The organism is Streptomyces sp. NPDC005774, assembly GCF_042871645.1.
In the GTDB taxonomy this organism is placed as follows: Bacteria; Actinomycetota; Actinomycetes; order Streptomycetales; family Streptomycetaceae; genus Streptomyces; species Streptomyces pratens.
Genome location: NZ_JBIAIV010000015.1, coordinates 46,317 through 72,741, shown reverse-complemented (window position 1 = coordinate 72,741; position 26,425 = coordinate 46,317). Strand labels below are relative to the sequence as shown.

Sequence of the window (26,425 nt, the reverse complement as noted above, 5' to 3'; positions counted from 1 at the left end):
GGCGCTCGGCGGCCATGGATGTGCCAGGGCGTGCCATGAGCGTTGTCCGGCCAGACAGTTGCATGTTCCTCGGCACGCGGAGACGTTCTGCCGGGAGCGGGGCCAGGGAGGTCGGCGCCGGGACGATGAGGCCCGGCGACCATGGCTATCCTCGTCTCTTCACCGACCTCGACCGCAGGAGAGCCGACCGTGCGCAATGCCGCCGTGACACCCGGGAGTGACCGGATCCGCTGGGTCGAGCTGCCGGGGCAGGAGCCTTCCCGCGTCTACGTGCACGGCCTGGGTGCCACGTCGCCCGCCTACTTCGCGCAGGTGGCGGTGCATCCGCTGCTGGCCGGCCGCCGTTCGCTGCTGATCGATCTGCTCGGTCACGGCATCAGCGACCGGCCGACGGACTTCGACTACTCCCTGGAGTCGCACGCCGATGCTCTCGCCGGGGCGCTGACCGCGGCGGGGGTCGCCGGCGCGGAGCTGATCGCGCACAGCATGGGTGGCTCGGTGGCCGTCGTCCTGGCCGCACGGCACCCGCACCTCGTGGCCCGTCTGGTCCTGGTCGACGCCAACCTCGACCCGGTCCCGCCCCGGCCCGGCGCTCTCGGCAGCAGCGGTATCGCCGCGTACTCCGAGGAGGAGTTTCTGGCGGGCGGCTGGGAAGAGGTCCGTGACCGGGCCGGTGAGCACTGGTGGTCCACGATGCGTCTGGCGGGCCGCGAGGCGCTGCACCGCAGCGCGGTCCACCTCGCCCGCGGCACCGTCCCCACCGTGCGCGAACTGCTGCTCGATCTGAAGATCCCCCGCACCCATCTGGTGCCGGAGGCCGACGGTCCGCTGCCCGGCACCGACACGCCGGAGGCGGCGGGCGTGCATGTGGTCGCGATCCCGGAGTGCGGGCACAACATCATGCTGGACACCCCGGAAGCCTTCGCCCGCGCCACCTCGGCCGCGCTCACGAACTGAGACGGAGCCAACCGGGCGACGGACCGGGCGAGCTGCCGGGCACGCGGTGCGCGGGCGCCCGTTCGGAGCCGTCCTCCTGTCGGCTGCCTTCCGCGGGGTTCTGGCGGGAGTCTCGTTGGGCCGTATGGGCGAATCACGGGACGCGCCGATCTAATTGCCACATATGTGACTATAAGACATGTGTTATGTATCTATGCACTCACATAAGCGGCGCACCTTGCTCGGTGCATCGATCACGGCCATCGGCTCGGGGGCCCTGGCCGCCTGTTCCGGACCCGGCCCCCACCCTGAGGCCGACTCACCCTCCGGACCCGGCCCCCACCCTGAGGCCGGTTCGCCCTCCGCAACCGGCACCGCCGCGGCGGCCGAGGGTCCCGGCTACCGCGGCGGTGGTTTCGTTCCCAGGGGGCCCGAGGGATACGTGAACCCGTCCGATCCCGAGGTCGTCGCTGCCGAGAGAGAACGCGGTTCCGGCCCCCTGCGCACGTTCACGCTGACTGCCACCGAGACGTCCCTCGACCTGGGCGGGCCGACCGTCAGGTCATGGGCGTACGGTGACACGCTGCCCGGCAAGGAGGTTCGGGTCACCGCGGGTGACACTCTCGCTCTCAAGCTCGTCAACCATCTGCCTGTAGTGACGACGCTGCACTCGCACGGTGTCCGTCTGCGCTGCGACATGGACGGTGTACCGGGCCTGACCCAGCCCTCCATCAAACCCGGCGCGGACTTCACCTACCGCTTCGCCGTGCAGCATCCGGGGACGTACTGGCTGCATTCACACTCGGGAATGCAGCTCGACCGCGGCCTGTACGCCCCGTTGATCATCGAGGACCCCAAGGAACCCTTGTCCTACGACAAGGAATGGGTCGTCGTCCTGGACGACTGGCTGGACGGCGTGGACGGCTCCACTCCGGACGGCGTGCTCACGCAGCTGCACGACGGCAGGGACATCCCGATGGACATGGGTGAGGACACCTCACCTGACGGTTCCGGCCACGACGGGTCCACCGGCATGCCCGACTCGGCCTCCGCCCCCGGTAAGTCCGTCGGCCCTTCCCGCGTCCTGTGGAAGGGACACAGCCACCTGCTGCGCAGCGGGGGCGGTCATGTCGACCACCCGTACTATCTGATCAACGGCCGTATCCCGAAAGCCGCTTCGGTTTTCCGGGCCCGCCCCGGGGACCGGATCCGGTTGCGGATCATCAATGCCGGGAGCGACACGGCTTTCCGGGTGTCACTCGGCGGCCACGAGATGACCGTGACGCACACGGACGGCTACCCGGTCGAGCACATGCGGGCGGACACCCTGCTGCTGGGCATGGCCGAACGCTACGACGTGCTCATCACCGCCAAGGACGGAGTGTTCCCGCTGGTCGCGCTCGCCGAAGGCAAGAACGCGAGGGCCCTGGCGGTCCTGCGCACCGGCAGCGGAAGCTTCCCCGGATGCTCCGCGCATCCGGAGGAGCTCGACGGCCGGTTCGTGCCAGCCAGACGGTTCGTGCCGGACGAATCCGTAGCCCTCTACGATCGCCCCCCGGACCGAGAGCTGTGCTTCAGACTGACCGGCAGCATGAGGAAGTTCGACTGGAGCTTCGACCATCGGCCCTACTCCGTCGAAGAACGCCACCCGGTCCGGGAGGGAGAACGGGTCCGGCTGACTTTCTTCAACGCCACCGATATGTGGCACCCCATCCATCTGCACGGCCACACCTTCGCCCTCACCAGCGGCCATGCGGGCGGAGCCCGCAAGGACACCGCCCTGGTACTGCCGCACCGCAGACTCGTCTTCGACTTCAACGCCGACAACCCGGGCCTGTGGATGCTCCACTGCCACAACCAGTACCACTCCGAATCCGGAATGATGACCATCCTCGGCTATCGGAAATGACCACGGCAGGGACTCCCCCGGCGAGGTGCGGAGCGGATCGGACATGATCCGCCGGACAAGGCCCTAAAGGCGTGTGCCCTGCGCCCGAGGCGGTGCCGTGGACCGGCGCGGCACGAGTGAGGGGGTCGCCACGGGGCGGGGCCGGACCTCCTCACCGGCGATCACGTCGAACAGGACTTCGGTGACCTCCGCCCCGAAGCGGTGCACGTCGTGGCTCATCGCCGACAGGGTCGGATGCGTCAGGCGGCACAGCTGGGAGTCGTCCCAGGCCAGCAGGGACAGGTCGTCGGGCACGGAGACGCCCATCTCGGCCGCCACGCCCAGCCCCGCCACGGCCATGATGTCGTTGTCGTAGACGATCGCCGTGGGGCGGTCCGGCGTCAGCAGCAGCGAGCGGGTCGCCCGTGCGCCTTCCTCCCCCGAGAAGCCCGTCTCGACGTGCCGGCCGCCGTCCAGGCCGAGTTCCTCCAGGGTCCGCTCGAACGCCTCCGCCCGGATGGCGCTGTGGCCGAGTCCGGCGGGCCCGCCCACCCGGGCGATGCGCCGGTGGCCGAGGGCCGCGAGATAGCGCACCGCTTCGGCCACGGCAGGGGCGTCGTCGGTCCACACCGACGGGAAGCCACCGGTGAGGTCCGGGTGCCCGACGGCCACCGCGGGCAGCCCGAGCTCTCGCAGCGGAGCGATCCGCGGGTCCCGCTGGTGGAAGTCGACCAGGACGGACCCCGCGATCTGGCGTTCCTTCCACCAGCGCTCCTGGAGGGTGATCTCCTCCTCCAGTGAGCCCACCAGGCGCAGCAGCAGGGAGCAGTTGCGTTCGGCGAGCACGCTCTCGATGCCGGAGATGAACTCCATGTAGAAGGGTTCCAGGCCCAGCAGCCGGGCAGGCCGGCAGATGGCCAGCCCGATGGTGTCGACCGACTGCCGCGACAGGCTGCGCGCGGACGAGTTCGGCGCCCAGCCCAGTTGGCGGGCCGCCGCGAAGATGCGGTCCCGGGTGGCCTCGGACACCCCCGATTTGTGGTTGAACGCCAACGACACCGCGCCTTTGGAGACTCCGGCGGCAGCGGCGACGTCCTTGATGGTGACGCGTTCGGGGGATGCGCCCGGAGTACTGGGTGTACCGGGTGCGCTGGGCGTACTGGGTGTGCTCACGCCGGTTCCACGCTGGAGAAGGCGCCGCGCACGGCGTTGGCGCCGGTGTCCACGGCGTTCCTCACCCGTAGCCGGATCGTCTCGCCGGGCAGCAGGGTGCGCAGTCCGGAGTCGCAGACGGCGTCGGGGCCCAACCGGTCGGCCCGCAGGAGAAGGTCCCGTACCAGGGTGTGCGCAGTGACCACGACCTCGACACTACCGCCACCGGCGCCGCCACCATCGCCGGCGTCGTCGCCGTCTCCCGCACCGGCCGGGCCCGCCGGCCCGACCGGGGTCCGTACGACGACGTCGTAGCGCGGGGCGGGGTAGGCGAAGTCCTTGTCGGCGACGGGAAAGTAGAGGGCGCGCAGTTCCTCCGTGCCCACGTCCGCGTGCGTGTCCGCGACGAGGAACTCACTCGCGGACGGCGCGTCCGGGATCAGGTCGCCGGGCACGGGCAGGCGATTCACCTGACGGGCGGGGACGGTCAGATCGTCGAGGACCTGTTCCACCAGGACGGTGCCGTCCGCGCGTACGCGGCGCAGACTCACGGCGGTGTGCCACGGTGCGGCGGACTGGTTGACCACGGCGAGCACCGGGCCGTCGGTGTCGTCGTCCACGCCGCCCGGCTGGAGCGTCAGCAGGCGGTCGGCGTAGACGCGGCGCAGCTCGTGGTAGAGCGGCTTGAGGCGGCCGTCGCCGTCCACCGCGGACCACGAACTCACCGACCAGCAGTCGTTGAGCTGCCAGACCACGGTGCCGGCGCACACCGGCCAGTGCGACCGCCAGTGCTCGATCCCGGCGGCGACCGCGCGGGCCTGCACGACCTGGGTGAGGTAGTGCCAGCGGTCGAAGTCGTCCTCGGGCAGGACGAAGTGGCGTGCCACGCCCCGGTTCAGCTTGCCGTTGCCGTCCTCGGCCTTCTGGTGGTGGAGCATGCCGGGCGAGTCGGGAGCGAGCCGCTCCCCGGGAAGCGCGCGCCTCAGGGTCGCCAGCGCCGGCGGTGCCTGCCAGCCGAACTCCGCCACGAAGCGCGGAACGGAGTCGCGGTACTCCGCGTAGTCCCGGCGGTTCCACACCTCCCAGGAGTGGTGGGTGCCGTGCGCGGGGTCGTTGGGGTGGTGGTCCCAGGAACCGGACCAGGGGCTGCCGGCGGTGTAGGGACGGGTGGGGTCGAGTTCGGCGACGACGCGGGGCAGCAGGTCGAGGTAGTAGCCGCCGCCCCACGAGTCGCCCCGCAGTCCGGGCTCCCAGTCCCAGTCCCGGAACCCCCACAGGTTCTCGTTGTTGCCGTTCCACAGGACGAGGCTGGGGTGCGGCATGAGCCGGACCACGTTGTCCCGCGCCTCGGCCTCCACCTCGCCGCGCAGGGGCTGCTCCTCCGGGTAGGCGGCGCAGGCGAAGAGGAAGTCCTGCCAGACCATGAGGCCCAGTTCGTCACAGAGGTCGTAGAAGGCGTCGTCCTCGTAGATGCCTCCGCCCCAGATCCGTACCAGGTCGACGCCGGCGTCGGCGGCCTGGCGCAGCCGCGTGCGGTAGCGCTCGGGGGTGACGCGGGAGGGGAAGACGTCGTCGGGGATCCAGTTCACGCCGCGGGCGAAGACCGGTAGGCCGTTGACGACGAAGGTGAACGCGGTGCCGTGTTCGTCCGGTGAGCGGTCGAGGGTCACGTCGCGGAACCCGATCCGGCGCGTCCAGGAGTCGAGCGGCCGGCCCCCCGCGGGGGTTTCGGCCGGTGCTGCCGCACCCCGGCCCCGGTCGACGAGGGTCACCTCCAGGTCGTACAGCGGCTGTTCGCCGTATCCGCGCGGCCACCACAACCGCGGGTCGGGTACCTGGAGGGTCAGCACCGCGCCGGTCCCGTCCACCGCGGCACTGGCTTGTACGCCGCCCACCGCGGCGCGTACCTCCAGGCGGCGGTCCGCTCCCCGCTCGGTGCGCTCGACGTCGACGCGCACCTCCACCCTGCCCAGGCCGTCGCGGACCGTCACCAGGGGGCGGACGGCCGCCAGACGCGCCGTCGACCAGCGCTCCAGCCGGACCGGGCGCCAGATCCCGGCGGTGACCAGCGTCGGCCCCCAGTCCCAGCCGAAGCCGCACGCCATCCTGCGGATGTACTGGAACGGCTCGGGGTAGGCGTTGGGCCGTTCCCCGGTCAGCGCCCGCACCCCAGCGGCCTCCTCATAGGCGGAGGCGAACGCGATGTGCAACGGGCCGTGCCGGCCCGTGACGTCGAAGCGGTGGCTCCGGTGCATGTTCCGGGTCCGGCCGAGCTCGTACCCGTCGAGAGTGAGCACGGCCGCGGTGTCGAGGCCGTCGAAGACCAGGTCGGTCCGCTCGTGGCGTTCCGCGGCCGTCTCGCCGGGCGCCAGCTCCCGGGTGTAGGTCCAGGCCCGGCGGCCCACCCAGGCCACCTCGGTCTCGTTCAGGCCGACGCAGGGGTCCGGGATCAGACCGGCCGCGAGCAGGTCGACGTGCACACAGCCGGGGACCTGAGCGGGCAGGGGGCTCCCGCCGTGGTCGAGGCTCCATCCTTCGGTGAGCTGGACGGCTTCCTTCATGTACGACTCCTTCAGCAGGACGGTCCGGCCCTCTCGTGTACGGCTCCGCTCAAACTAACGGCAGGCGACTGAACCGGTCTAGTACGCCCTGATCCCACACCCGGGACGCGGGAACCGTTCCAGGAAAAGCGCAGGCGGAGGACATTCCGCAGAACACCGCCGCGACGGCGAACAGGCGACCATGGGCGGCGCGGAGACATGCGCGGCTTTACCGGTTCATCGGAAAGGTCCCCTCGAGGGTGCGGGGGTGCCGGGGGTGCCGGGGGTGCAAGAACCCGCGCGATCTTCGTCCCGCCCCGACCCGCACCTCGTCGTTTCCGACCCGCACCTCGTCGTTCGCCGGACTCCGGGCGGTGGGGTCTCTCCTCCCGTACCGCGTTCGGATGCTCAGCGCGTGCGGTGCGAACCGCCCGGCCGTTGGGCGAGGGGAAACAGCCCGGCCCCCGGCAACGAGCGGCCGGCACGTCGACTCGAAGGGACACCTGATGTCAGGGCCGATATCGAGATGTCGAGGCAGGCTGGCGTGGTGCGTCGCGGTGGTGCTGCCGTGCGTACTGTTCTCCCCCGCTGCCGCCGCCGTGCCGCAGCCCGTGCGGGGAGGGCCGAGCGGGGCGGCGGCCCTGGAGTGGCAGCCGTGCGAAGATCCGGCCCAGCAGGGCTTCGACCGCGCGACGTTGGAAGTTCCGCTCGACTACGACCGTCCGGCGGGTGAGACCATCGACCTCGCCCTGATCCGGCACAAGGCCACCGGCCCGTCCGAGCGGATCGGTTCGCTGTTCTTCAACCCCGGTGGCCCGGGCGGTTCCGGCACGGCCGCTCTGCCGCTCTGGTACGAACGGTTCTTCCCGGCCGGGCCGCGCGAACGCTTCGACGTGGTCAGCTGGGATCCCCGGGGTATCGGCCGCAGCACGGCGGTGCGCTGTTTCGCCGACGCCGAGGAGGCGGCGGCCTGGTGGGCCCGGCAGCCGGCCGGGTTCCCGGTGGGCGAGAAGGAACGGCAGGCCTGGTACGCCGGGAGGGCTGAACTGGCCGACGGATGCCGGAAGCGGGCCGCGAAGCTGCTGCCCCACCTGTCCACCCCGGACGGCGCCCGCGACCTGGACCGGTTGCGCGACGCCGTGGGAGACCGGCACCTCCGGCGTGGTGTGCAGGGCGACGGCCGTCCACACCGTGTCCGCGTCGCCGGCCGGGACGTCATGGCTGAGCAGGAAGGCACGTGCCTGGTCCGCGCCGTCCATGGCGTTACGGTTTGGCGGCGCAGTCAGCGTGTAGGCGTGCTCGTGCTACAGGCTGTGCCCATGGCGAGAAGACCACAAGTCCAGATCGGCACCACCGGCGGTTGCTTATTCAATGGGGTCATAGCCCTCTGTGTCTTGTTGCTCGTGACCGTCGTAAGCGCCTGGATCTGGTTGGCGACTCAACCAGAGCGTGATGAAACGAAGGCCCGCGCAGACCTGCGTGAAAACGTCGAGACACGCCGACAGCGCCTCGCCCGAGCCGCAGCTGACGGAGTCCTGCAAGACGCAGAGATCGCCCAGCTCTTCCCTCCCACGCAATCTACTGAGGGATTGGCCGACATCAAGAGGCAAGGTGAATCGATTACCGTTATCGCCGAAATGCTCGGTATCGGACCACCAAGAAGTTTCATTTTCGTGAACGAGACCACAGCGGAGGGCTGTTACGCCTTCCACGTCCTCCCTCCTGCACACGGGGCCCCGCGCGTTTCCGTGCGACAGCTCTCCGATGAGACATGCACAGCCGGCACGGCCAGCACCCCTCCGAGCGCGCTCACTCGGTGACGCGCCGCGGTTTGGTGCTTTTCTTGTGGTGAGCGGGGCGGCGGCAGGGCCGGCCGGCGACGAGTTCGAGGCCGACGTCGTAGCGTTTTGCCGGGTGATGCGCAGGTCGACGGCGAGCGGGCGGGCGAGGCGGAGCCGGGTGTGGGCCGCGATCACCAGCCAGGTCCAGTGGTCGGCGGCCTCCGGTTCCCGGACCTTGAGCCTGGTCAAGCCCATGGTCTGTTTGATCATTCTGAAGGTGTGCTCAATGCCGAACCAGCACAGGAACGCCTGCCGGCAGCGGTCGGTGTCCGCGGCAGTGGCGTCGGTGCGTGACCACCACAGCCAGATCGGCTTCGGTTCGCCGCCCCGGCCGGATCACCTCGGGCCGAGAGCGGAAAGGCGCCATTACTCCATGCGAGGGAAATTCGGCGCCGCGCAGGCGGGATCCCTCCGGCCGATATAGATTCCCGGTAACGGGGAGGGCAATTCTGCGCCATTCCAGCCGAGGAGAACCGATGGCTGAACGCATAGTCCATCGACGTGGTTACCGAAAAGGCCTCGCCGGTGAAATGATCGCGGAGTTTCTGGGGACATTCGTCCTGATTCTACTGGGCGCCGGGTCGGTGGCCGTTGCCGTCGTCGGCCTGCCCGGATCGGGTCGACAAACAGCGGACTTCGGTCCCGCCAACTGGCTCATCATTTCGTGGGGATGGGGCCTCGCCGTGGTATTCGGCGTGTATGTGGCCGGCGGCATCAGCGGCGCCCACATCAATCCCGCGGTGACGCTGAGCTTCGCCGTCCGACGGGACTTTCCCTGGCGGAAGGTCCTCCCCTACTGGCTGGCGCAGGTCGTGGGGGCGTTCGTCGCCGCCGCACTCGTCTACGCGTGCTACCGGTGGGCGATCGACGCGGCCAATTTCAAGGCGGGGGTTCCCCGTGACGAATCACTGGCGACCTACTCGATCTTCGCCACATTCCCCGCCGAATACTTCGGGGATTCCTGGTGGGGGCCCTTGCTCGACCAAATCGTGGGCACCGGAATTCTGCTTCTACTGATCTGTGCACTCATCGACACCCGCAATACGGCCCCGATGTCCAATCTGGGCCCGTTCCTCATCGGCCTGGTGGTCGTCGCGATCGGTCTGACGTTCGGCACCAACGCCGGATACGCGATCAATCCGGCCCGCGACTTCGGACCCCGGCTGTTCACTTTCTTCGAAGGCTGGGGATCCATCGCCCTGCCCGGAACCTTCCAATGGTTCAGCGGATACTGGTGGATCCCCATTGTCGGCCCCCTCATCGGCGGAGTCGTCGGGACCGGTGTGTACGACCTGCTGATCAGCCCGGTGATCAAGGCCAGGCTCGGGGCGGCCGAAGAGGGCCCGGCCACCGAAGAGCCCTAAAGCCTGTCCGGATCAGGCCTGATCAGCGACGCGCCCCCCTGCCCCGGAGCGCACCCTCCCGCACGACCACGAGAAGAGGTGGCCACGATGCCCGAATTCGTCGGCGCGGTGGACCAGGGCACCACCAGTTCACGTTTCATGATCTTCGACCACGCCGGAAACGAGGTGGCGAAACACCAGCTCGAGCACCGCCAGATCCTGCCGCGGTCGGGGTGGGTCGAGCACGACCCGGTGGAGATCTGGGAGCGCACCAACACGGTGATCCAGAACGCCCTCCGTGCCGGAAACCTGTCGGCCACCGATCTGAAGGCCATCGGCATCACCAACCAGCGCGAGACGACCGTGGTCTGGGACCCGCGCAACGGCCGCCCGTACTACAACGCCATCGTCTGGCAGGACACACGCACCGACAGCATCGCCGCCGCCCTCGAACGTGACGGCCACGGCGAGGTCATCCGCCACAAGGCCGGCCTGCCGCCGGCCACCTACTTCTCCGGCGGCAAGATCAAGTGGCTGCTGGAGAACGTGGACGGACTGCGCGAGGCCGCCGAGGCGGGCCACGCCCTGTTCGGCAACACGGACGCCTGGGTGCTGTGGAACCTCACCGGCGGGCCCAACGGCGGTGTGCACGCCACCGACGTGACCAACGCCAGCCGCACCATGCTGATGAATCTGGAGACCCTGGACTGGGACGACGAACTGCTGGGCATTTTCGGCATCCCGCGCGCGATGCTGCCGTCCATCCGCCCCTCGTCCCATCCCGAGGCGTACGGCCAGGCCCGGACCTCCCGGCCGCTGAGCGCCCCCGTCCCGATCACCGGCGTCCTCGGCGATCAGCAGGCGGCGACCGTCGGCCAGGTCTGCTTCTCCCCCGGCGAGGCCAAGAACACCTACGGCACCGGCAACTTCCTGGTGCTCAACACCGGTACGGAGCTGGTGCGTTCGCAACACGGGCTGCTGACGACGGTGGCGTACCAGTTCGACGGCAGCCCCGCGGTCTACGCGCTGGAGGGATCCATCGCCGTCACCGGCGCGGCCGTGCAGTGGCTGCGCGACCAGCTGAAAATCATCAGGAGCGCCCCGGACAGCGAGCAGCTGGCACGTACGGTGGACGACAACGGCGGAATGTACTTCGTTCCGGCCTTCTCCGGCCTGTTCGCCCCGTACTGGCGCTCCGACGCCCGAGGCGCCATGGTGGGGCTGGCCCGCTACAACACCGGCGGTCACATCGCACGGGCCACGCTGGAGGCCATCTGCTACCAGAGCCGCGACGTGGTCGATGCCATGGAACAGGACTCGGGTGTCCACCTGGACGTGCTCAAGGTCGACGGCGGCGTGACCGCGAACGACCTGTGCATGCAGATCCAGGCCGACGTGCTGGGTGTGCCGGTCAGCCGTCCGGTGGTCGCCGAGACCACCGCGCTGGGCGCCGCCTACGCCGCCGGCCTCGCCACCGGCTTCTGGCGCGACACCGACGAACTGCGCTCGCACTGGCAGGAGTCGAAGCGCTGGAGCCCGGTATGGAGCGAGGAGCAGCGCCAGAACGGCTACCAGGAATGGAAGCGGGCCGTGGAACGCACCCTGGACTGGGTCAAGGTCACCTGACGAACGGCGGCCGACGCGGCTGTCAGCGGTCGGCGATGTCCTCACGGAGGCCGTCGGAGAATTCCCACCACGACAGAGGAAGCCAGTCGCCGTTGACGAAGGCGTCGACCGTCGCACCGCGACCACGGACCGTCACGGTCGTTCCCGGTGGGTAGGTGGTGCCGGACAGTCCCGGCACGGGGACGAGCAAGGTACCCAACCTCTGAGCTGCCATGTCCGCCTCTCCCCCTTCCTGATTCATGATTCACGGGACGGCGCCGGATGCGCATTTCCCGGAGGCTACTGGCTTGCCCATTCGGAAAGTCCGGAGAATCATGAGAGATGCGTCACGCGGATGATTCGGGGGGCGTGGCAACCAGCAGCGTATATCGCCGAGCGAAAGGTTGCAGCCATGAAGGCCGTCGTGTACAAGGAGCCGTTCAGCGTCGCCGTGGAAGATGTCGGCAAGCCCGGAATCCAGCACCCGAACGATGTGATCGTACGGGTCAGCTCGACCGCTATCTGCGGTTCCGACCTGCACATGTACGAGGGCCGCACCGGTGCCGAGCCCGGCATCGTCTTCGGCCACGAGAACATGGGGATCATCGAGGAAGTCGGCCAGGGCGTCACCTCGCTCAAGGCCGGCGACCGCGTGGTCATGCCCTTCAACGTCTCCTGCGGATTCTGCAAAAACTGCGTCGACGGATTCACCGCATTCTGTCTGACCGTCAACCCCGGTTTCCCCGGCGGTGCCTACGGTTACGTCTCCATGGGGCCCTGGCCGGGCGGTCAAGCCGAATACCTGCGCGTCCCCTACGCGGATTTCAACTGCCTGAAACTGCCGTCGGGACAGGAGCACGAGAGCGATTTCATTCTGCTCGCCGACATCTTCCCCACCGGCTACCACGGCTGTGAACTCGCCCAGGTCCGCCCCGGCGAGAGCGTCGCGGTGTACGGCGCGGGGCCCGTCGGCCTCATGGCCGCCTACTCCGCTCTGCTGCGCGGGGCGAGGAAGGTGTTCGTCGTGGACCGGGTCCCCGAGCGGCTGCAGAAGGCCGAGGAGATCGGCGCGGTTCCGGTCAACTTCGCCGAGGGCGATCCGGTCGAGCAGATCAAGGAGCAGACCGACGGTGAGGGCACGGACAAGGGCGTTGACGCCGTCGGCTACCAGGCCACGGCGCAGGGCGCGGACCACGAGGAGCCGGCCACCGTCCTGAACTCGCTCGTCGGTACGGTCCGGGCCACCGGGGCGATCGGCGTACCCGGCCTCTACGTCCCGTCCGACCCCGGAGGCCCGGACGAGCAGGCCAAACAGGGCATGCTCCTCGTCGCGATCGGCAAGCTCTTCGAGAAGGGTCTGCGGCTCGGCACGGGCCAGTGCAACGTGAAGCGCTACAACCGGTTCCTGCGGGACATGATCATCGAGGGCAGGGCGAAGCCCAGTTTCGTCGTCTCCCACGAACTGCCCCTGGACCAGGCGCCGTCGGCCTACGACAAGTTCGACAAGCGGATCGAGGGCTACACCAAGGTGGTGCTGCACCCGTAGAGCCTGTCCGGCGGCCTCCTCCGGCGCGAGCCGACGGGCCTCCTCCTCGGACTCCATGGCCGACACCTCTGGCCGCCGTTCGCCGAGCACTTCGGTACGCACTGCGCCTCGCTCCGGCGGGTGTCGCTCGCGGAGATGATGCCGCCTGGCACCGCAGGGGCCGACGCGTGGCGACAAGCCGTTGCCACGCGTCGGCCCCTGCGGTCCCATGCGGCCCCGCCGCCCCGGGCATGGTCTTGAGGTGGCACAGTGGAAATCCGCCACCAGCCTCCCTGAAGACAGGCCCGTTCGCATGCGCTTGCTGCTCATTCGCCATGGTCAGACCCCGTCCAACCTCAAGCACCTGCTGGACACGGCCGCACCGGGGCCGGCGCTGACTCCCCTGGGCCGGGAGCAGGCGGCCGCCCTCCCCACGGCACTCGCGGAGGAGGAGATCGGCGCGCTTTACGCGTCCACGCTGCTGCGCACCCAGCTCACTGCTGAGCCGTTGGCGGCCCGGACGGGGCTGGAGGTCCGGGTGCGGGACGGCATCCGGGAACTGTCGGCCGGCGACCTGGAGATGCGGGGCGACGACCAGGCCGTCGAGACGTACCTGACCACCGCCTTCGCCTGGTCGGCGGGAGACACCGGGCTGCGCATGCCGGGCGGGGAGAACGGCGTGGAGGCGCTGCGGCGCTTCGACGCGGTGGTCGAGGAGGCCGCGGGCACGGGGGCGCGGACCGTGGCCATGGTCGGTCACGGCGCCGCCATCCGTATGTGGGCGGCGGCGCGGGCCGAGAACGTCGACGTCGACTTCGCGGCCCGGCACGCGCTCCGGAACACCGGTGTCGTCATCCTCTCCGGCGCGCCCGACGAAGGCTGGCGTGTCCATACCTGGGCAGGCCGGTCCGTCGGTCCCGCGGCCGGCGCCCCCGGTGCGAGCGGGCCCGCGGGGGAAGCCCTGGCGGGCTTCGGGGCCTGACCACCGGTCTCGCCCATCCGTACCTCGCGCAGGTCCAGAACAACGTGTTCGGTGACGTGACGGTGCATACGGTGGCGCAGGGCCGCTCAGGGGAAGAAAAGGCCCGCCACGTCTCCTCGCGGCCGCGGGGGGAACACCTGATCCATGACAACGCGACCTGAACTGCCCGGCATGGCCGAGTCGTACTGGATGGCTACCGCACCGGGCACCCGGTGGCCCCCGTCGGACACCGACACGACGGCGGACGTCGCCGTGATCGGGGCGGGCATGGCCGGCCTGAGTACCGCCTGGGAACTGACCCGGGCCGGGCGCAGTGTGGTCGTGCTGGAGGCGGATCGCGTGGCGGCCGGGGTGACCGGCTACACGACGGCGAAGCTCACCGCGGCTCACTCCCTCGTGTACGAGCGGCTGCGCCGTACCCGTGGCGCGGAGGGCGCGCGCCAGTACGCCCGGTCCCAGCAGGCGGCGGTGGAACGGGTCGGAGCGGTGGCGGCCGAACTGGGTGTCGACTGCGACTTCGAGCGGGCGTCGGCTCTGACCTTCACCACCGACCCGCAGCGCCGTGCCGTGTTCGAGGCCGAGGCCGAGGCGGCCGCGGAAGCGGGGCTGGACGCGTCCTTCGTGACGGAGACCGACCTACCCTTCCCGGTGGCGGCGGCCGTGCGCGTCGCGCACCAGGCGCAGTTCCACCCGCGCAGGTATCTGCTCGCCCTCGCGGACGACCTCACCGCACGGGGCGGTGTCATTCATGAGCGGACCCGGGTGACCGGCCTCACCGAGGGCAGTCCGTGCAAGGTGAAGACCGAACGGGGAACGACGGTCACGGCGAAGGACGTCGTCGTCGCCACGCACTACCCGGTCTTCGACCGGGCTCTCCTCTTCGCGCGCCTGTCACCGAACCGGGAACTGGTCGTCGCCGCTCCCCTGCCGGCCTCCGCAGCGCCGGAGCACATGTACATCACGGACGACATGGGCAAGCGGTCGGTCCGTACCGCTCCGCTCGACGAGGGCAGGCGTCTGCTGATCGTCACGGGCGAGGATTTCACGCCCGGCACGGGTGACACCCACGAGCGGTTCCTCCGGCTGGACGCCTGGATGCACGAGCACTTCCCGGTCGGCGACACGGCGTACCGGTGGGCCGCCCAGGACAACGAGGCCAGCGACGGTGTGCCGCTGGTGGGCCCCTTCCATCCCGGCGCGCACCATGCGTACGTGGCGACCGGGTTCGGCGGCTGGGGCATGAGCAACGGCGCCATGGCCGGGCAGTTGCTGGCATCACTGATCACCGGCGCGGAACCCGAGTGGGCGGGGCTCTACGATCCGCGCCGGCTGCGGAGCACCGTCCGGGAGGGCGCGGCGCTGCTGAAGCAACAGGCGGACGTCGCCCGGCACTTCGTGGGCGACCGGCTGAAGAGCAGCCATGTCGACTCCGTCGCCGAGATCGCCCCCGGATCGGGCGCGGTCGTGCGCGTCGAGGGGCGGCGCTGCGCCGTCTACCGCGACGAGGGCGGAACCGTGCACGCCGTGTCGGCGCGGTGCACCCACCTCGGGTGCCTGGTCGCCTTCAACGAGGCGGAAACCACGTGGGAGTGCCCTTGCCACGGTTCACGTTTCGGCGTCGACGGCGAGGTGCTGCACGGCCCGGCCGTACGACCGTTGCCCTCACGGACGGTGTGAGCGCCCGCCGACGCCCGGCCGGGGCGCGGTGAAGCACCCCGGCCGCTGCCCTGGCCACTACCCCTGGCGCAGCGCCGACTGTCCGGTCCGCCATGCCTTCAGGAGATGGGACGACAGCAGGCCCTCCAGATGGACGGTGGCATCCGCTCCGAAAGCCACGTCCGGTTCCAGGTGCGGCTCGTCGGCGAGCAGGCCCCCGATCACTTCCCGGCGTACGACCTGTTCGTGTACGGCGTCCGCTTCCACGTGCTCCGCGTAGAAACGCTCGGCCGCGGGGCCGGCGCCGGTGCGCCTCATCGCCGCGGCGAGCCGGCGGGAGCCCGGCGACGAGGTGACCTCGACACAGGCGAAGTGGCCGACCAGCGCTCCCCGCAGCGCGCGGTGCAGGCCGAACAGCGTCATCACGTTCACGACGGCGAGGGCACAGGCGGGCGCCGCCTCCAGATAGTGGCCGTAGCGTGTGTCCAGCCCCAGGTCCTCCATCAGCTCGGCGAAGAGCCGGGCGTGGATGTTCTCGGCCCGGCCGGCACCGAACTCGTCGTACTCGATGGCGACCATGCCCGCCTTGGCCCGTCCGCGCAGCCGGGGAATGACCCATGCGTGGGGGTCCGCCTCCTTGAGGTGGTAGAGCGAGCGCAGCGCGGCGTACTCCCGGATCTGCCACAGCTCCCCGTGGTGCTCGAGGTGGTGGGCGACGCTGTCACTGTGGTCGGTGGACTCCACCAGCAGCTCGCCGAACGCCTCGTCCGTGGTGCGGCCGGCGGGCACGTCGGCGCGCAGGGCGTCGAGGAAACGCTCTTCGAGGGCCCGGCGCAGGGGCATGAGCGCGGGGTCCCACTCACGGTCCTCCGCGACGTCGGCGAAACCGCGGTAGTGCAGCTCGTAGAGCACGTAGAGGGCCAGGTGCAGGTCCTCCCCGTACGGGTCGGCGGCCGCGGCCGCGTCCGCGTCGGGAGGGGCCTGCCCCGGTGAGGCGAGGGCGGCGAACAGACCGGCCGAGAGCGGTCCCCTGGGCGCGGGCACAAAGGCGGCGGCAGGGCTGTGGTCAGTGGTGGTCGCCGTCATGGGTGTCCTTGGTGTCCTTGGTGTCCTTCGGGTCGTGGCCGTGCGGCTGGTCGCCGTCCTCGCGGGGCGCGGCGCCGGGGGGTTTCCTGCGGCGGTGGCTGGTGTCGCACCACGGGAGGATGCGGCTGCGGCGGCAGGTGCAGACGGCGACGACGAACCGGTCGGAGGTGGCGATCGTGCCGTCCTCCCGGACGATCTCCACCGGTCCTTCGATCAGCATCGGCCCGTTGCCGTCGACGGTCACCCGCCTGGGCCGGTCAGCTTCGTTCGGCACGGATGACCACCAGTTCCTCTTTGTCCTCGCCGGGGCCGATCAGGCCCTGGGCCCGCAGCCACGGGAGCCGCTCGGTGAGCACGGGACCGAAGGGCACGTAGGAGCGGTCCGTCACCGAGCAGCGCAGCCCGCTGTCGGTCAGCTGCCTCAGCGTTTCCTCCACACCGCAGAACCCGGAGTGCACCATGAGCAGGACGCCGTGCGGTCGCAGCACGTTCCGGGCGTGCGCGCAGATCCGGTCGACGGCCTGCCGTCCGCCGTGACCGGCGTCCCAGGCGACCGCGGGTCTGTGGCGGCGGGGGCGGCGCGCGTGGGGCGTGGGCACGTACGGCGGGTTGCTCACCACCATGTCGAAGCGCTGCCGCGCCACCGGCCCGGTGAGGTCGCCGCGCCGGACCCGGACGCGGTGTCCGGCACGGAGGGCGTTCATCCGAGCGGTCATCACCGCCCGCCATGAGATGTCGGTCGCCGTCACCCGTGCCCCCGTCCGGGCGGCCAGCACGGCGAGCGCGCCGCTTCCGGTGCAGACGTCGAGGACGTCCGTGTCCGCCGTGATGCCTTCGATGCGAAGCGCCTGTGCGAGCAGGTGGGTGTCGGCCTGGGGGGCGTAGACCCCGGGCAGGGTCCACAGGTTCCCGAGGTCGGCCGTGCGTGCGGCGGCAGTCGCCATCTGAAGCCTCCATGAGGGTACGAACAGGTACCGGTCTTCGTCCGTCTCACCAGGCGCGTGCCCACCCCATTCAGGTTCGGTGTGCCTATGACCCACCGCCACTCGAGCAGCGGTCCCCGATCTTCTGCCCTGTGGCTGCTGTCGCATGCTGAGGCGCTGGTGGCCCTCGTTCGTCGAGGCCCGGCGGACCGCCCGGGGCGGCGTCGCACGCCGTCGGAGCGTCGAGTACGGGAGCTGTCGAGTGGTCCATGGTGTGCGGGCTTTCCGGTGAAGGAGGGCGAAAACGCTTCGGGTGGGCTGCGCGGGGAGGCGGGCAGAGGCTCCGGAAAGGGGTCTTCGCGCGCGGTCGGGGCGGCACGGGAGTCCCCGGAACCCGTGCCGCCCCTTCCCCGTGTCCGCGGACGGGCTCACCTGCTCGTCCCCCGGCCGGGCGTACCTGTCAGAGAGCGGGGGTGAAGCGGTCCCAGGCGCGGTGGCCCGCGAGGAGACCCGTCACGTCATGCAGCACCGCGGCCGCGCGCTCGCCGACCACCACGCCCACGGAGGCCGCGGACAGGCCGGCCGCCTCCAGAACACCGGTCCCTCCGCCCCAGGCCCCGAGGGCCTTGCCGTGGCGGTACGCCTCGGTGACCATCAGCAGCAGCCGGGGGTCCACGCCGGTGGCCGCGGCGGCACCGTCGTCGGCCTTGGCGTCGCGGGCCCCGTAGGCGTCGGCGGCCGGAGCCGGCGCCCCGGCCAGCAGGATCGCGTCGAACTCGACGGACCGGGCGGTGGCGAAGGTGCGCTGCACGGTGACCGGGTCGCCGTCGGGGTCCAGGCTGCCGCCCGCCGGTGCGACGACCAGCGGGACCATGCCGGCGTCGAGGACCGCACGGCGCGTCTCCCGTACGCCGTCCAGGTCTTCCGCACCGTCGGTGACGATGCCGATGATCCGGCCGTCGACCGGCCAGTCCTCGCCGAGCTGGGACAGTGCGGGGCTCGGCTCGACCACGGCCGGGGGGACGGTCGGCTCGGGGGCCGGAAGGCCCAGGCCGGCCGCGACCTGCTTGCAGAGGTCCGGGCCGATGTTGGCGAGCGACTTCAGCCCCCGTTCCTTGATGGACGTCTCCCAGCACTTGCCGAGCTCGAAGGTGTAGGCGGCGACGATGTGCTCGCGCTCCGTGGGAGACATGCTGAGCCAGAACAGCCGGGGCTGGCTGAAGTGGTCGTCGAAGGAAGCCGCCGCGTCACGCACCTTGCGGGCGGCGGGCACCTCGGCGGGCACTTCGATGTAGGCCCCGGTGTCCGCTCCCGCGAGGAACGGGCAGCCCCCGTCCAGGGAGTTGGGCCGGTACGGTGCCACGCCGCGGTGCACCGCGGTCTGGTGCATGCCGTCCCGCAGCATGTCGTTGACGGGGGCGTGCGTGCGGTTGATCGGCAGCTGCCCGAAGTTGGGGCCGCCCAGCCGGCTGATCTGGGTGTCGAGGTAGGAGAAGAGGCGCCCCTGCAGCAGGGGGTCGTCGGTGACGTCGATGCCGGGAACCAGGTGACCGACGTGGAAGGCGACCTGCTCGGTCTCGGCGAAGAAGTTCGACGGGTTGGCGTTGAGGGTCATCAGGCCGATCGGGCGGACCGGCGCCAGCTCCTCGGGCACGATCTTCGTCGGGTCCAGCAGGTCGATGCCCTCGAACATCTGGTCCTCGGTGTCCGGGAAGGTCTGCACGCCCAGTTCCCACTGGGGGAAGGCGCCCGCCTCGATCGCGTCGGCGAGGTCGCGGCGGTGGAAGTCCGGGTCCACGCCCGCGGCGAGCTGCGCTTCCTCCCACACCTGCGAGTGCACACCCAGCTTCGGCTTCCAGTGGAACTTCACCAGCGTGGTGGCGCCGTCGGCGTTGACCAGCCGGAAGGTGTGGACCCCGAAACCCTCCATCATCCGGTACGAGCGCGGGATGCCGCGGTCCGACATGTTCCACAGTGTGTGGTGCGTCGCCTCCGTGTGGAGGGTGACGAAGTCCCAGAACGTGTCGTGGGCGCTCTGCGCCTGCGGGATCTCCCGGTCCGGGTGCGGCTTGCCGGCGTGGATCACGTCGGGGAACTTGATCGCGTCCTGGATGAAGAACACCGGAATGTTGTTGCCGACCAGGTCGAAGACACCCTCGTCGGTGTAGAACTTCGTCGCGAAGCCCCGCGTGTCCCGCACGGTGTCGGCCGAACCGCGCGATCCCAGCACCGTGGAGAAGCGGACGAACACCGGCGTCTCGACGCCCTCGGTGAGGAAGCCGGCCTTGGTGACGCCCGCCGCGACGCCATAGCTCCGGAAGACCCCGTGGGCGGCGGCACCGCGGGCGTGCACCACCCGCTCGGGGATGCGCTCGTGGTCGAAGTGGGTGATCTTCTCCCGCAGGTGGTGGTCCTGGAGCAGCACCGGGCCGCGGGGCCCCGCCTTCAGCGAGTGGTCCGTGTCGTACAGGCGCGCGCCCTGGGCGGTGGTGAGGTACGCGCCGTCCTGGGCCATCCGGCCCTGCCGGGCTCCGGTGGGCTGGCCGGTGGGGCCGTACGTGTCCGGTCCGCGTTGGTCGTGCTTGGGCGGGAGCGGCTCACGCGCCTCGGTCGGCTCCTCGGCCGGCGCGGCTTCCGGTCCCGGGGCCCCGGGAATCTCGTGCGGCCCGTGAACGACCTCCTGCACCTTCTCCACGATCTTCTCCGCGGCGGCCGACACGGGTGTCTTCTTCTCGCTCACTTGGTTCCGATCCTTACGACGGGCAGTGCCACACGCAGTGCGATCAGCACTCGGACAGGGGTGACATCGACTGGCGGCGGGTACCCCTCGGCACGAAAGCCGACACATGCGCCGCACCGTCCGGCGCTGCGGCACAACCGGACACCGTGGAGGCCCCGTAAGGCATCCTCGGCGTCCTCGACCGAGCAGGCATCTCTTGCTGGGCCGGCGAGGGACACCGCGGTGCCGCGGCGGCCGTGCCCCAGATGTGTCGATCACGAGCGTCGGCGACGCCGGTCGGGTCCTGAACACGGCGAAGACCCCCGGTGCGGCGGGAGCTGTCCAGGAACTCACCGCACGGAGGTCTTCGTGTCTCGCCGTAACGCCCGTTCGGCCTTCCTCGGGAGGCTTCTCCTGGTCGAACGTGTCGTATGCGAAGCGGCATCGCCCCGGAGCACCGCACCCCTCACAGCAGTACGCCGAGCCGTGCCCCGGGCTATGTCTCCGCGCCGGACACCCGGGTGAGAGCCGCGTCGAGCAGGCGGCGCAGTTGGGCGGGGGTCGGTGCGACAGCGGTGGCGAGCAGTGCCGGGCCGTCGGCGAGCGGTACCAGAACGCAGTGTCCCCGCACCGGGTCGCCGAGGAGGACGGGCGCCGGGGGCGCCATCAGGCCGGGGTCGACGAGGAGGAGCTGGCCGGTCGCGCGGTGGCCGCCCAGCACGGCGGGTCCGTCCCAGGCCGGCGCCGGGGTGCCGTAGACGGTGTGCTGGTCGAGGATCGGCCGGCCGTCGCGCCGTACGGTCAGCCGCGTGGACAGGTGGCCCGGTGGCTCGGCGGTGCGTCCGAGGAGCTGCTCCTCACGCAGGAGCAGCCGGGAGCTGCCGGTGAGTTCCACCCGGTACGTCTGGTGCACGGTGCTGCCCCGGGTGCTGATCAGCGGCTGGGGCAGCCAGCGCAGGGAGGCGTCCTCGCCGACGGTGAGCCGTACGTCGTAGGTGGCGGGGTCGGCGGTGGGGCCGCGCAGCGCGATGGTGGCGGCGGCCGCGGTCACCTCCAGCCGGGTGCGCGCCTCGGCGGTGACGTCGAGCGCGAGTCTGTCTCCGCCGAGGGGCGCGCTCATCGCGCCCAGCACGCAGACCCGTGCCCACTCTCCGCGGGGCCGGAGCCGGCGCAGGTGGAAGGGTCCGTCGCTGTGCAGGAGAGGGACCGTCGTGGCGCGGCCGTTGTGGGTGGCTCGCAGGCGGGCGGTGGCGCGGACACCTGCGGGGTGGGCAGGGGCGGGGTCGACGGGGTGAGGAACGACGGGGCGAGCGGCCGGCAGCGGTGCGGCGGCTCTCACCGGGTGGCTCCGGCATGCCAGGCGGCGAGGCATTCGGTGACCCAGTCGGCGACCGGGCGGACCCCGTCGGCTGCCGTCAGGCTGGTGAAGGCGAACGGCAGGTCCTTGCGCTGCTTGCGGGCATCGGCCGCCATGGCGTCCAGGTCGGCTCCGACGTACGGGGCCAGGTCGGTCTTGTTGACCACGAGGAGATCGGCGGTGGTGATGCCCGGGCCTCCCTTGCGCGGGATGTCGTCGCCGCCGGCCACGTCGATGACGAAGACCTGGTGGTCGACGAGTCCGCGGGAGAAGGTCGCGGTGAGGTTGTCCCCTCCGGACTCGATGAGGATCAGGTCGAGCGGTTCCAGGGTCTGTTCGAGCTGCTCGACCGCTTCGAGGTTGGCGGAGATGTCGTCGCGGATCGCGGTGTGCGGGCAGGCTCCCGTCTCCACGGCGGTGATCCGCTCCGGTGGCAGCACCGCCTCGCGGCGCAGGAACGCCGCGTCCTCCTGGGTGTAGATGTCGTTGGTGACCACGGCGATCGACAGCCGGTCCCGCAGCGTGCGGCACAGTGCGGCGACGGTCGCGGTCTTGCCCGAGCCGACCGGTCCGCCGAAGCCGATCCGCAGGGCGCGGCGGCTGCCGTCCGGGCGCCGGGGGTCGGCGCTGTAGGTGTGGCGCTGCGGCATGGTCACGGCGTGGTCCAGATGCACGGGGACTCCAGGGTCGGTCCGGATGTGGTCAGGAAGCGAAGAGGCGAACGGTCCAGGCGGCATGCTGCTCGCCGGTGATGTCCAGCAGGGGTGCGGACGCGGCGGGCAGGACGGTGACGCCCTCGGCGGCGACGCGCCCCGCCGCGTCGGACGCGGTGTCGGCGACGGCGTCGAGGTCGTCGGCGAGCCGGGCCAGCACCGCGGTGGCCTCGAAGGGGTCGAGGCTCAGCAGGCGCACCGCCGCGGTCGCCGGCCCACCGACGCTCTCGTACACGGCGGCGTGGGCGGCGTCGAGCGCGGTGAGTCCGGCGGCGCGGGCCGTGACGCCGAGGACGACCGGCTGGTGGGCCCCCTGCGGCCGGTGGCGGGCGAGGTGGTCGAGGCCGGCGCAGGGCCAGGTGGCGCGGGCGGCGCGCATCATCTGCCGGCCCAGGCGGCGCGCGACGCGACGCAGCGCCGGTGCCGGGGTGCGGGTGTCGGCGGCGTCGTCCAGGGCCAGGACGTCGTATCCGGTGGCGGCCGCGGCGGCGAGGCCGGCCGCGGTCAGTCCGGCGGTGTGCAGCCGCCCGCGGCAGAACGCCTCCAGGCTCGCGGTGTCGTGCACGCCTCCGGAGGCGACGGCGGCCTCCATCCCGCCGGAATGGGCGTGCCCGCCGGCGGGGAAGCGGCCGTCGGCCAGGATGAGCAGGGCGGTGCGGCTCATGGGGTGACAGGTCCTCCTTTCGCGAGGCGCGGGGCCGGCCCACGTCGGTGCGGCCGGCCCGGGTCGGGGGTGCCGGAACTGTCGGAACAGTCAGAACAGGAAGTAGCGCTGGGCCATGGGCAGTTCCGTCGCGTAGTTCCGCCCGACCTCGTGTCCGTCCACCATGGTGCGGACGTCGGAGGTGGTGGCGCCGCCGATGGTGACCTCGAAGGTGTCGGGGTCGACGACGATGTCCGGCAGGCCGTTGTTGTGCACCATGTCGGCCTTGGTGACCTCTCGGGTGGAGCGGATCGCGCGCAGGGGTTTGAGCAGTCCGGTCCGGGAGAGTTCGCCGTCGAGGGCCGCCTCCGCGACGAAGTTGAAGGAGTTCGCCGCCGGGGACCGGCCCCGGGAGCCCCAGACCGGGCGCGGCAGATAGGGCTGCGGGGTGGGGATGGAGGCGTTGGCGTCGCCGATCTGCGCGTAGGCGATCTGGCCGCCCTTGATGACCATGTGGGGTTTCACGCCGAAGAACTTGGGTTCCCAGAGGACCAGGTCGGCGAGTTTGCCCGGCTCGACGGAGCCGACCTCGTGGTCGATGCCGTGGGTGATGGCCGGGTTGACGGTGTATTTGGCGACGTAGCGCCGGGCCCTGAAGTTGTCCGCGCCGGCGTCGTCCTCCCGCAGGTGGCCGTAGCGGGATTTCATGACGTGCGCGGTCTGCCAGGTCCGCATGACCATTTCTCCGATGCGGCCCATGGCCTGGGCGTCGGAGGACATCATCGAGATGGCGCCCATGTCGTGCAGCAGGTCCTCGGCGGCCATCGTGGAGGGCCGGATCCGCGAGTCGGCGAACTTCATGTCGGCCTCGACCTCGGGGTTGAGGTGGTGGCACACGATCATCATGTCGACGTGTTCCTTGACGGTGTTGACCGTCAGGGGCCGGGTGGGGTTCGTCGACGCGGGCAGCACGTTCGGCTTGCTCACGAGGCTGATCATGTCGGGCGCGTGGCCGCCGCCGGCGCCTTCGATGTGGAAGATGTGCAGGCTGCGGTACTTGGCGTCCTTGGTGCGGCGGTCCTTCTTGGTGGCGGCGAAGGTGTGCTGCACGAAGCCGGACTCGTTCAGGGAGTCGGCGTGCAGGGCGACCTGGACCCCGGTCTCCTCGCACACCGTCAGGGCCGCGTCGATCACCGCGGGGGTCGCGCCCCAGTCCTCGTGGATCTTGAAGCCGAGGGCGCCGGCGGCGACCTGGTCGAGCAGCGCCTTCTCGGAGACCGTGCTGCCCTTGGCGAGCAGGCCGATGTTCACCGGGTAGGCGTCGAGTGCCTCGAACATCCGCTGGATGTGCCACTTGCCGGGCGTGACGGTCGTGGCCGTACTGCCCTCGGCGGGGCCGGTGCCGCCCCCGATCAGTGTCGTCACGCCCGAGGCGAGCGCCTCGTGGATCTGGCCGGGGCACAGGAAGTGCACGTGTGTGTCGACGCCGCCGGCGGTCAGGATGCGTCCCTTTCCGGAGATCACCTCCGTCTCGGGCCCCACGACGAAGTCGGACGCGCGCGGGTCGTCGTTGGGGCGCGGCGACATGGTCTCGGGGTTGTACGCCTTGCCGATCGCCTGGATCCGGCCGTCGCGCAGTCCGATGTCGGCCTTCACCACACCCCAGTGGTCCAGGATCAGAGCGCCGGTGATCACCGTGTCCACCGGCTTGCGCGGATCGTCGCGGGGGATGTGCGACTGGCCCATGGACTCGCGGATCACTTTGCCGCCGCCGAAGACCATCTCGTCGCCGCTGCGTCCCGGGCCACCGCACCAGTCCTCCTCGATCCTGAGGACGAGGTTGGTGTCGGCGAGCCGGATTCGGTCACCGGCCGTGGGGCCGTAGAGGTCGGTGTAGCGGGACCGCAGCAGTGGGGCCGAGGGGTTATCGGTCTCGTCGGGCATCGAGGTGCTTCTCCTCTTCGCTCTTGCCGGCCTGGAGTCCGCCGACGATCCGGTCGCCGGCGATGGGCACCAGCGACACGGTCCGCTCGTCACCGGGTTCGAACCGCTCGGACGTGCCGGACGCGATGTGCAACCGCATGCCGTGGGCGGCCTCGCGGGGAAAGTCGAGCCCTTCGTTGACCTCGGCGAAGTGGAAGTGGGAGCCGACCTGGATCGGACGGTCCGAAGGATTGGACACCTGCAGCGGCACGGGCGTGGAGCCCTCGTTGAAGGCCACCCTGTACTCGTCCTCGTCCGGCAGCGGTTCCGTTTTGCCCGGGTGGACGTCGACCTCGGCGGCCGCCGCGTCGAACGGCTCGTGAAGGGTCACCAGCTTCGTTCCGTCCGGGAACGTCGCCTCGACCTGGACGTGGGCGATCATCTCCGGTACGCCGTCCATGACATCGCCGCGCCGCAGCACATGACGCCCGGACTCCATCACGGAGTCGACCGTCGCCCCGGCCCGCGCCTCTTCGTAGACGTGCGCCGTCAGCAGCGCCATGACCTCGGGATAGTTCAGCAGCAGTCCTCGCTCACGGCGTCGCCGGGCGACATCCGCCGCCACGTGGACCAGCAGGCGCTCCTGCTCGTGGGGTGTCAGGTGCATGCCGTCCCCCTCTCCTGTTCGTCGCTTCTCCTGGGCCGCGCGGCTCGTCGGAACCACACGGTGCGACGCCCCTCCCGCGTCCGCCGCAGGCCGATCCTCGAGGAGGAAAGGACTCCGATACGGAGAAATCGACCCCAAAGGCCCTGATCGAATGAACCGGGGGCACGGGTGGCACGCGGGGCGCAGTTACGGGCGCGACGGCCGTCCCTCCCTGCCCCCTCAGGCCTCTTCCGGCCCCCTCGGGCAGTACACGCGAGTCGGTCCGCAACGCCTGCCGCAAGGCCGCCACCCGTCACGTCCTTGCCGAAGCTGGTTACCCGGGCCGCGGTTCGCGGTGCACGAGGCGTGGGCCGGCCTCACGCGGGCGGCGCGGGAGATCGGCCACCCGCTGGTGGTCAAGCCCGTCGGCCTGTGCGTGGGCATGTACGTGCTGTGTGTGGGCATGCACATGCGGCGTATGGACGACGAGGAGCAGCTCGCCGCAGCGGTAAGAGGGCCGGCCGGCTTCCCGGTCGACGCGCGCGGGCGGCGGCGGGCACCCGTCGGCCTGCTCGAAGAACTCCTGGACGGCCCGGAGGTGAGGGTCGAGACGGTTTCGCACGCGGGCGCGGTCCACGGTCGGCGTGACCGGCAAGAGCGCCGGCGGAGCACCCGCGTTCATCGAGACCGGCCACATGTTCCCCGGGCCCTGCCGGCCGCGGACACGGAGGCCGCCGGGCACACCGCACCCGGCGTACTCAAGGTGCTCGGCGTGCTCAAGGTGCTCGGCCCGACCGACGCCACGGTGACGCACACCGGGATCAAGCCGACCTCCGCCGGGCCGCGCGTGGTCGAGGTCGACCCGCGGCCCGCCGGGAACCGCATCACCGAACTCGTACGCCACCTCGCCGGCATCGACCTCGCCGGCGCCGCCGTCGGCCGTCCTG

20 protein-coding genes and 2 pseudogenes are annotated in these 26,425 nt (G+C 70.8%); 9 read left to right on the top strand and 13 right to left on the bottom strand.

Annotation, left to right across the window (positions count from 1 at the left end):
- The first annotated feature begins 189 nt into the window (after positions 1-189).
- Positions 190-957, top strand: coding sequence for an alpha/beta fold hydrolase (locus ACFYQA_RS16330; RefSeq protein ID WP_388917419.1), 768 nt, complete (start codon positions 190-192; stop codon positions 955-957).
- Between the two features lie 193 nt (positions 958-1,150).
- Entirely contained in the window at positions 1,151-2,845 is a 1,695-nt protein-coding gene (locus ACFYQA_RS16325) for a multicopper oxidase family protein (protein ID WP_388917416.1), read from the top strand.
- Positions 2,846-2,908: 63 nt separating this feature from the next.
- Here ACFYQA_RS16325 and ACFYQA_RS16320 read toward each other — a convergent pair whose 3' ends face one another.
- Both ACFYQA_RS16320 and ACFYQA_RS16315 read right to left on the bottom strand, forming a co-directional pair.
- The gene (locus ACFYQA_RS16320; RefSeq protein WP_388917632.1) at positions 2,909-3,925 is read right to left on the bottom strand and encodes a LacI family DNA-binding transcriptional regulator; all 1,017 of its coding nucleotides are present in this window, start codon (positions 3,923-3,925) and stop codon (positions 2,909-2,911) included.
- Positions 3,926-3,993: 68 nt separating this feature from the next.
- Entirely contained in the window at positions 3,994-6,537 is a 2,544-nt protein-coding gene (locus tag ACFYQA_RS16315; protein WP_388917413.1) for a glycoside hydrolase family 2 protein, read from the bottom strand.
- A gap of 536 nt (positions 6,538-7,073) precedes the next feature.
- Between ACFYQA_RS16315 and ACFYQA_RS16310 the strand changes: the two genes are divergently transcribed.
- Entirely contained in the window at positions 7,074-8,336 is a 1,263-nt protein-coding gene (locus tag ACFYQA_RS16310; RefSeq protein ID WP_388917410.1) for a hypothetical protein, read from the top strand.
- Here the strand turns inward: ACFYQA_RS16310 and ACFYQA_RS16305 are convergent.
- Positions 8,326-8,684 (bottom strand): annotated as a pseudogene (locus ACFYQA_RS16305) (transposase); the annotation flags it as partial. The gene ACFYQA_RS16310 and the pseudogene ACFYQA_RS16305 overlap by 11 nt on opposite strands.
- Before the next feature lie 149 nt (positions 8,685-8,833).
- Here ACFYQA_RS16305 and ACFYQA_RS16300 point away from each other — a divergent pair.
- The gene (locus tag ACFYQA_RS16300) at positions 8,834-9,721 is read left to right on the top strand and encodes an MIP/aquaporin family protein (protein WP_388917407.1); all 888 of its coding nucleotides are present in this window, start codon (positions 8,834-8,836) and stop codon (positions 9,719-9,721) included.
- A gap of 87 nt (positions 9,722-9,808) precedes the next feature.
- Positions 9,809-11,326, top strand: coding sequence for a glycerol kinase GlpK (gene glpK / locus ACFYQA_RS16295; protein WP_388917404.1), 1,518 nt, complete (start codon positions 9,809-9,811; stop codon positions 11,324-11,326).
- A gap of 22 nt (positions 11,327-11,348) precedes the next feature.
- Here the strand turns inward: glpK and ACFYQA_RS16290 are convergent, their stop codons facing one another.
- The gene (locus tag ACFYQA_RS16290; protein ID WP_030931808.1) at positions 11,349-11,540 is read right to left on the bottom strand and encodes a hypothetical protein; all 192 of its coding nucleotides are present in this window, start codon (positions 11,538-11,540) and stop codon (positions 11,349-11,351) included.
- A gap of 177 nt (positions 11,541-11,717) precedes the next feature.
- Between ACFYQA_RS16290 and ACFYQA_RS16285 the strand changes: the two genes are divergently transcribed.
- The 3 genes from ACFYQA_RS16285 (at position 11,718) to ACFYQA_RS16275 (ending at position 15,489) form a co-directional block, all read left to right on the top strand.
- Positions 11,718-12,851 carry a glutathione-independent formaldehyde dehydrogenase gene (locus ACFYQA_RS16285; RefSeq protein ID WP_388917401.1) on the top strand — a complete coding sequence of 378 codons (1,134 nt, stop codon included), beginning with the start codon at positions 11,718-11,720 and terminating at the stop codon, positions 12,849-12,851.
- A 292-nt stretch (positions 12,852-13,143) separates the two neighbouring features.
- Positions 13,144-13,812, top strand: a complete 669-nt coding sequence (locus tag ACFYQA_RS16280; RefSeq protein WP_388917398.1) for a histidine phosphatase family protein — start codon at positions 13,144-13,146, stop codon at positions 13,810-13,812.
- 144 nt (positions 13,813-13,956) lie between these two features.
- Complete coding sequence (locus ACFYQA_RS16275; protein ID WP_388917395.1) at positions 13,957-15,489, top strand: FAD-dependent oxidoreductase; 1,533 nt, start codon at positions 13,957-13,959, stop codon at positions 15,487-15,489.
- Positions 15,490-15,546: 57 nt separating this feature from the next.
- Here ACFYQA_RS16275 and ACFYQA_RS16270 read toward each other — a convergent pair whose 3' ends face one another.
- From ACFYQA_RS16270 to ACFYQA_RS16230, 9 genes are all read right to left on the bottom strand, one after another.
- Complete coding sequence (locus ACFYQA_RS16270) at positions 15,547-16,554, bottom strand: iron-containing redox enzyme family protein (protein WP_388917392.1); 1,008 nt, start codon at positions 16,552-16,554, stop codon at positions 15,547-15,549.
- Positions 16,535-16,828, bottom strand: a complete 294-nt coding sequence (locus ACFYQA_RS16265) for a CDGSH iron-sulfur domain-containing protein (RefSeq protein ID WP_388917389.1) — start codon at positions 16,826-16,828, stop codon at positions 16,535-16,537. Before ACFYQA_RS16265 ends, ACFYQA_RS16270 begins: the two co-directional genes overlap by 20 nt.
- Entirely contained in the window at positions 16,812-17,498 is a 687-nt protein-coding gene (locus tag ACFYQA_RS16260; RefSeq protein WP_388917386.1) for a HemK2/MTQ2 family protein methyltransferase, read from the bottom strand. Before ACFYQA_RS16260 ends, ACFYQA_RS16265 begins: the two co-directional genes overlap by 17 nt.
- A 439-nt stretch (positions 17,499-17,937) precedes the next feature.
- Positions 17,938-20,217 (bottom strand): catalase, encoded by a 2,280-nt coding sequence (locus tag ACFYQA_RS16255; protein ID WP_388917383.1) that lies wholly within the window; start codon positions 20,215-20,217, stop codon positions 17,938-17,940.
- 475 nt (positions 20,218-20,692) lie between these two features.
- Positions 20,693-21,535, bottom strand: coding sequence for an urease accessory protein UreD (locus tag ACFYQA_RS16250; protein ID WP_388917380.1), 843 nt, complete (start codon positions 21,533-21,535; stop codon positions 20,693-20,695).
- Complete coding sequence (gene ureG / locus ACFYQA_RS16245) at positions 21,532-22,227, bottom strand: urease accessory protein UreG (protein WP_388917377.1); 696 nt, start codon at positions 22,225-22,227, stop codon at positions 21,532-21,534. Before ureG ends, ACFYQA_RS16250 begins: the two co-directional genes overlap by 4 nt.
- Before the next feature lie 28 nt (positions 22,228-22,255).
- Positions 22,256-22,930, bottom strand: coding sequence for an urease accessory protein UreF (locus ACFYQA_RS16240; protein ID WP_388917374.1), 675 nt, complete (start codon positions 22,928-22,930; stop codon positions 22,256-22,258).
- A 90-nt stretch (positions 22,931-23,020) separates the two neighbouring features.
- A complete protein-coding gene (locus ACFYQA_RS16235) occupies positions 23,021-24,853 on the bottom strand; it encodes an urease subunit alpha (protein ID WP_388917371.1) in 1,833 nt (610 codons plus the stop codon).
- The gene (locus tag ACFYQA_RS16230; protein WP_388917368.1) at positions 24,834-25,499 is read right to left on the bottom strand and encodes an urease subunit gamma; all 666 of its coding nucleotides are present in this window, start codon (positions 25,497-25,499) and stop codon (positions 24,834-24,836) included. The genes ACFYQA_RS16235 and ACFYQA_RS16230 overlap by 20 nt, the downstream gene beginning before the upstream one ends.
- Positions 25,500-25,726: 227 nt before the next feature.
- Between ACFYQA_RS16230 and ACFYQA_RS16225 the strand changes: the two are divergent.
- Positions 25,727-26,415: pseudogene (locus ACFYQA_RS16225) on the top strand (acetyl-CoA carboxylase biotin carboxylase subunit family protein); the annotation flags it as partial.
- Positions 26,416-26,425 lie beyond the last annotated feature (10 nt).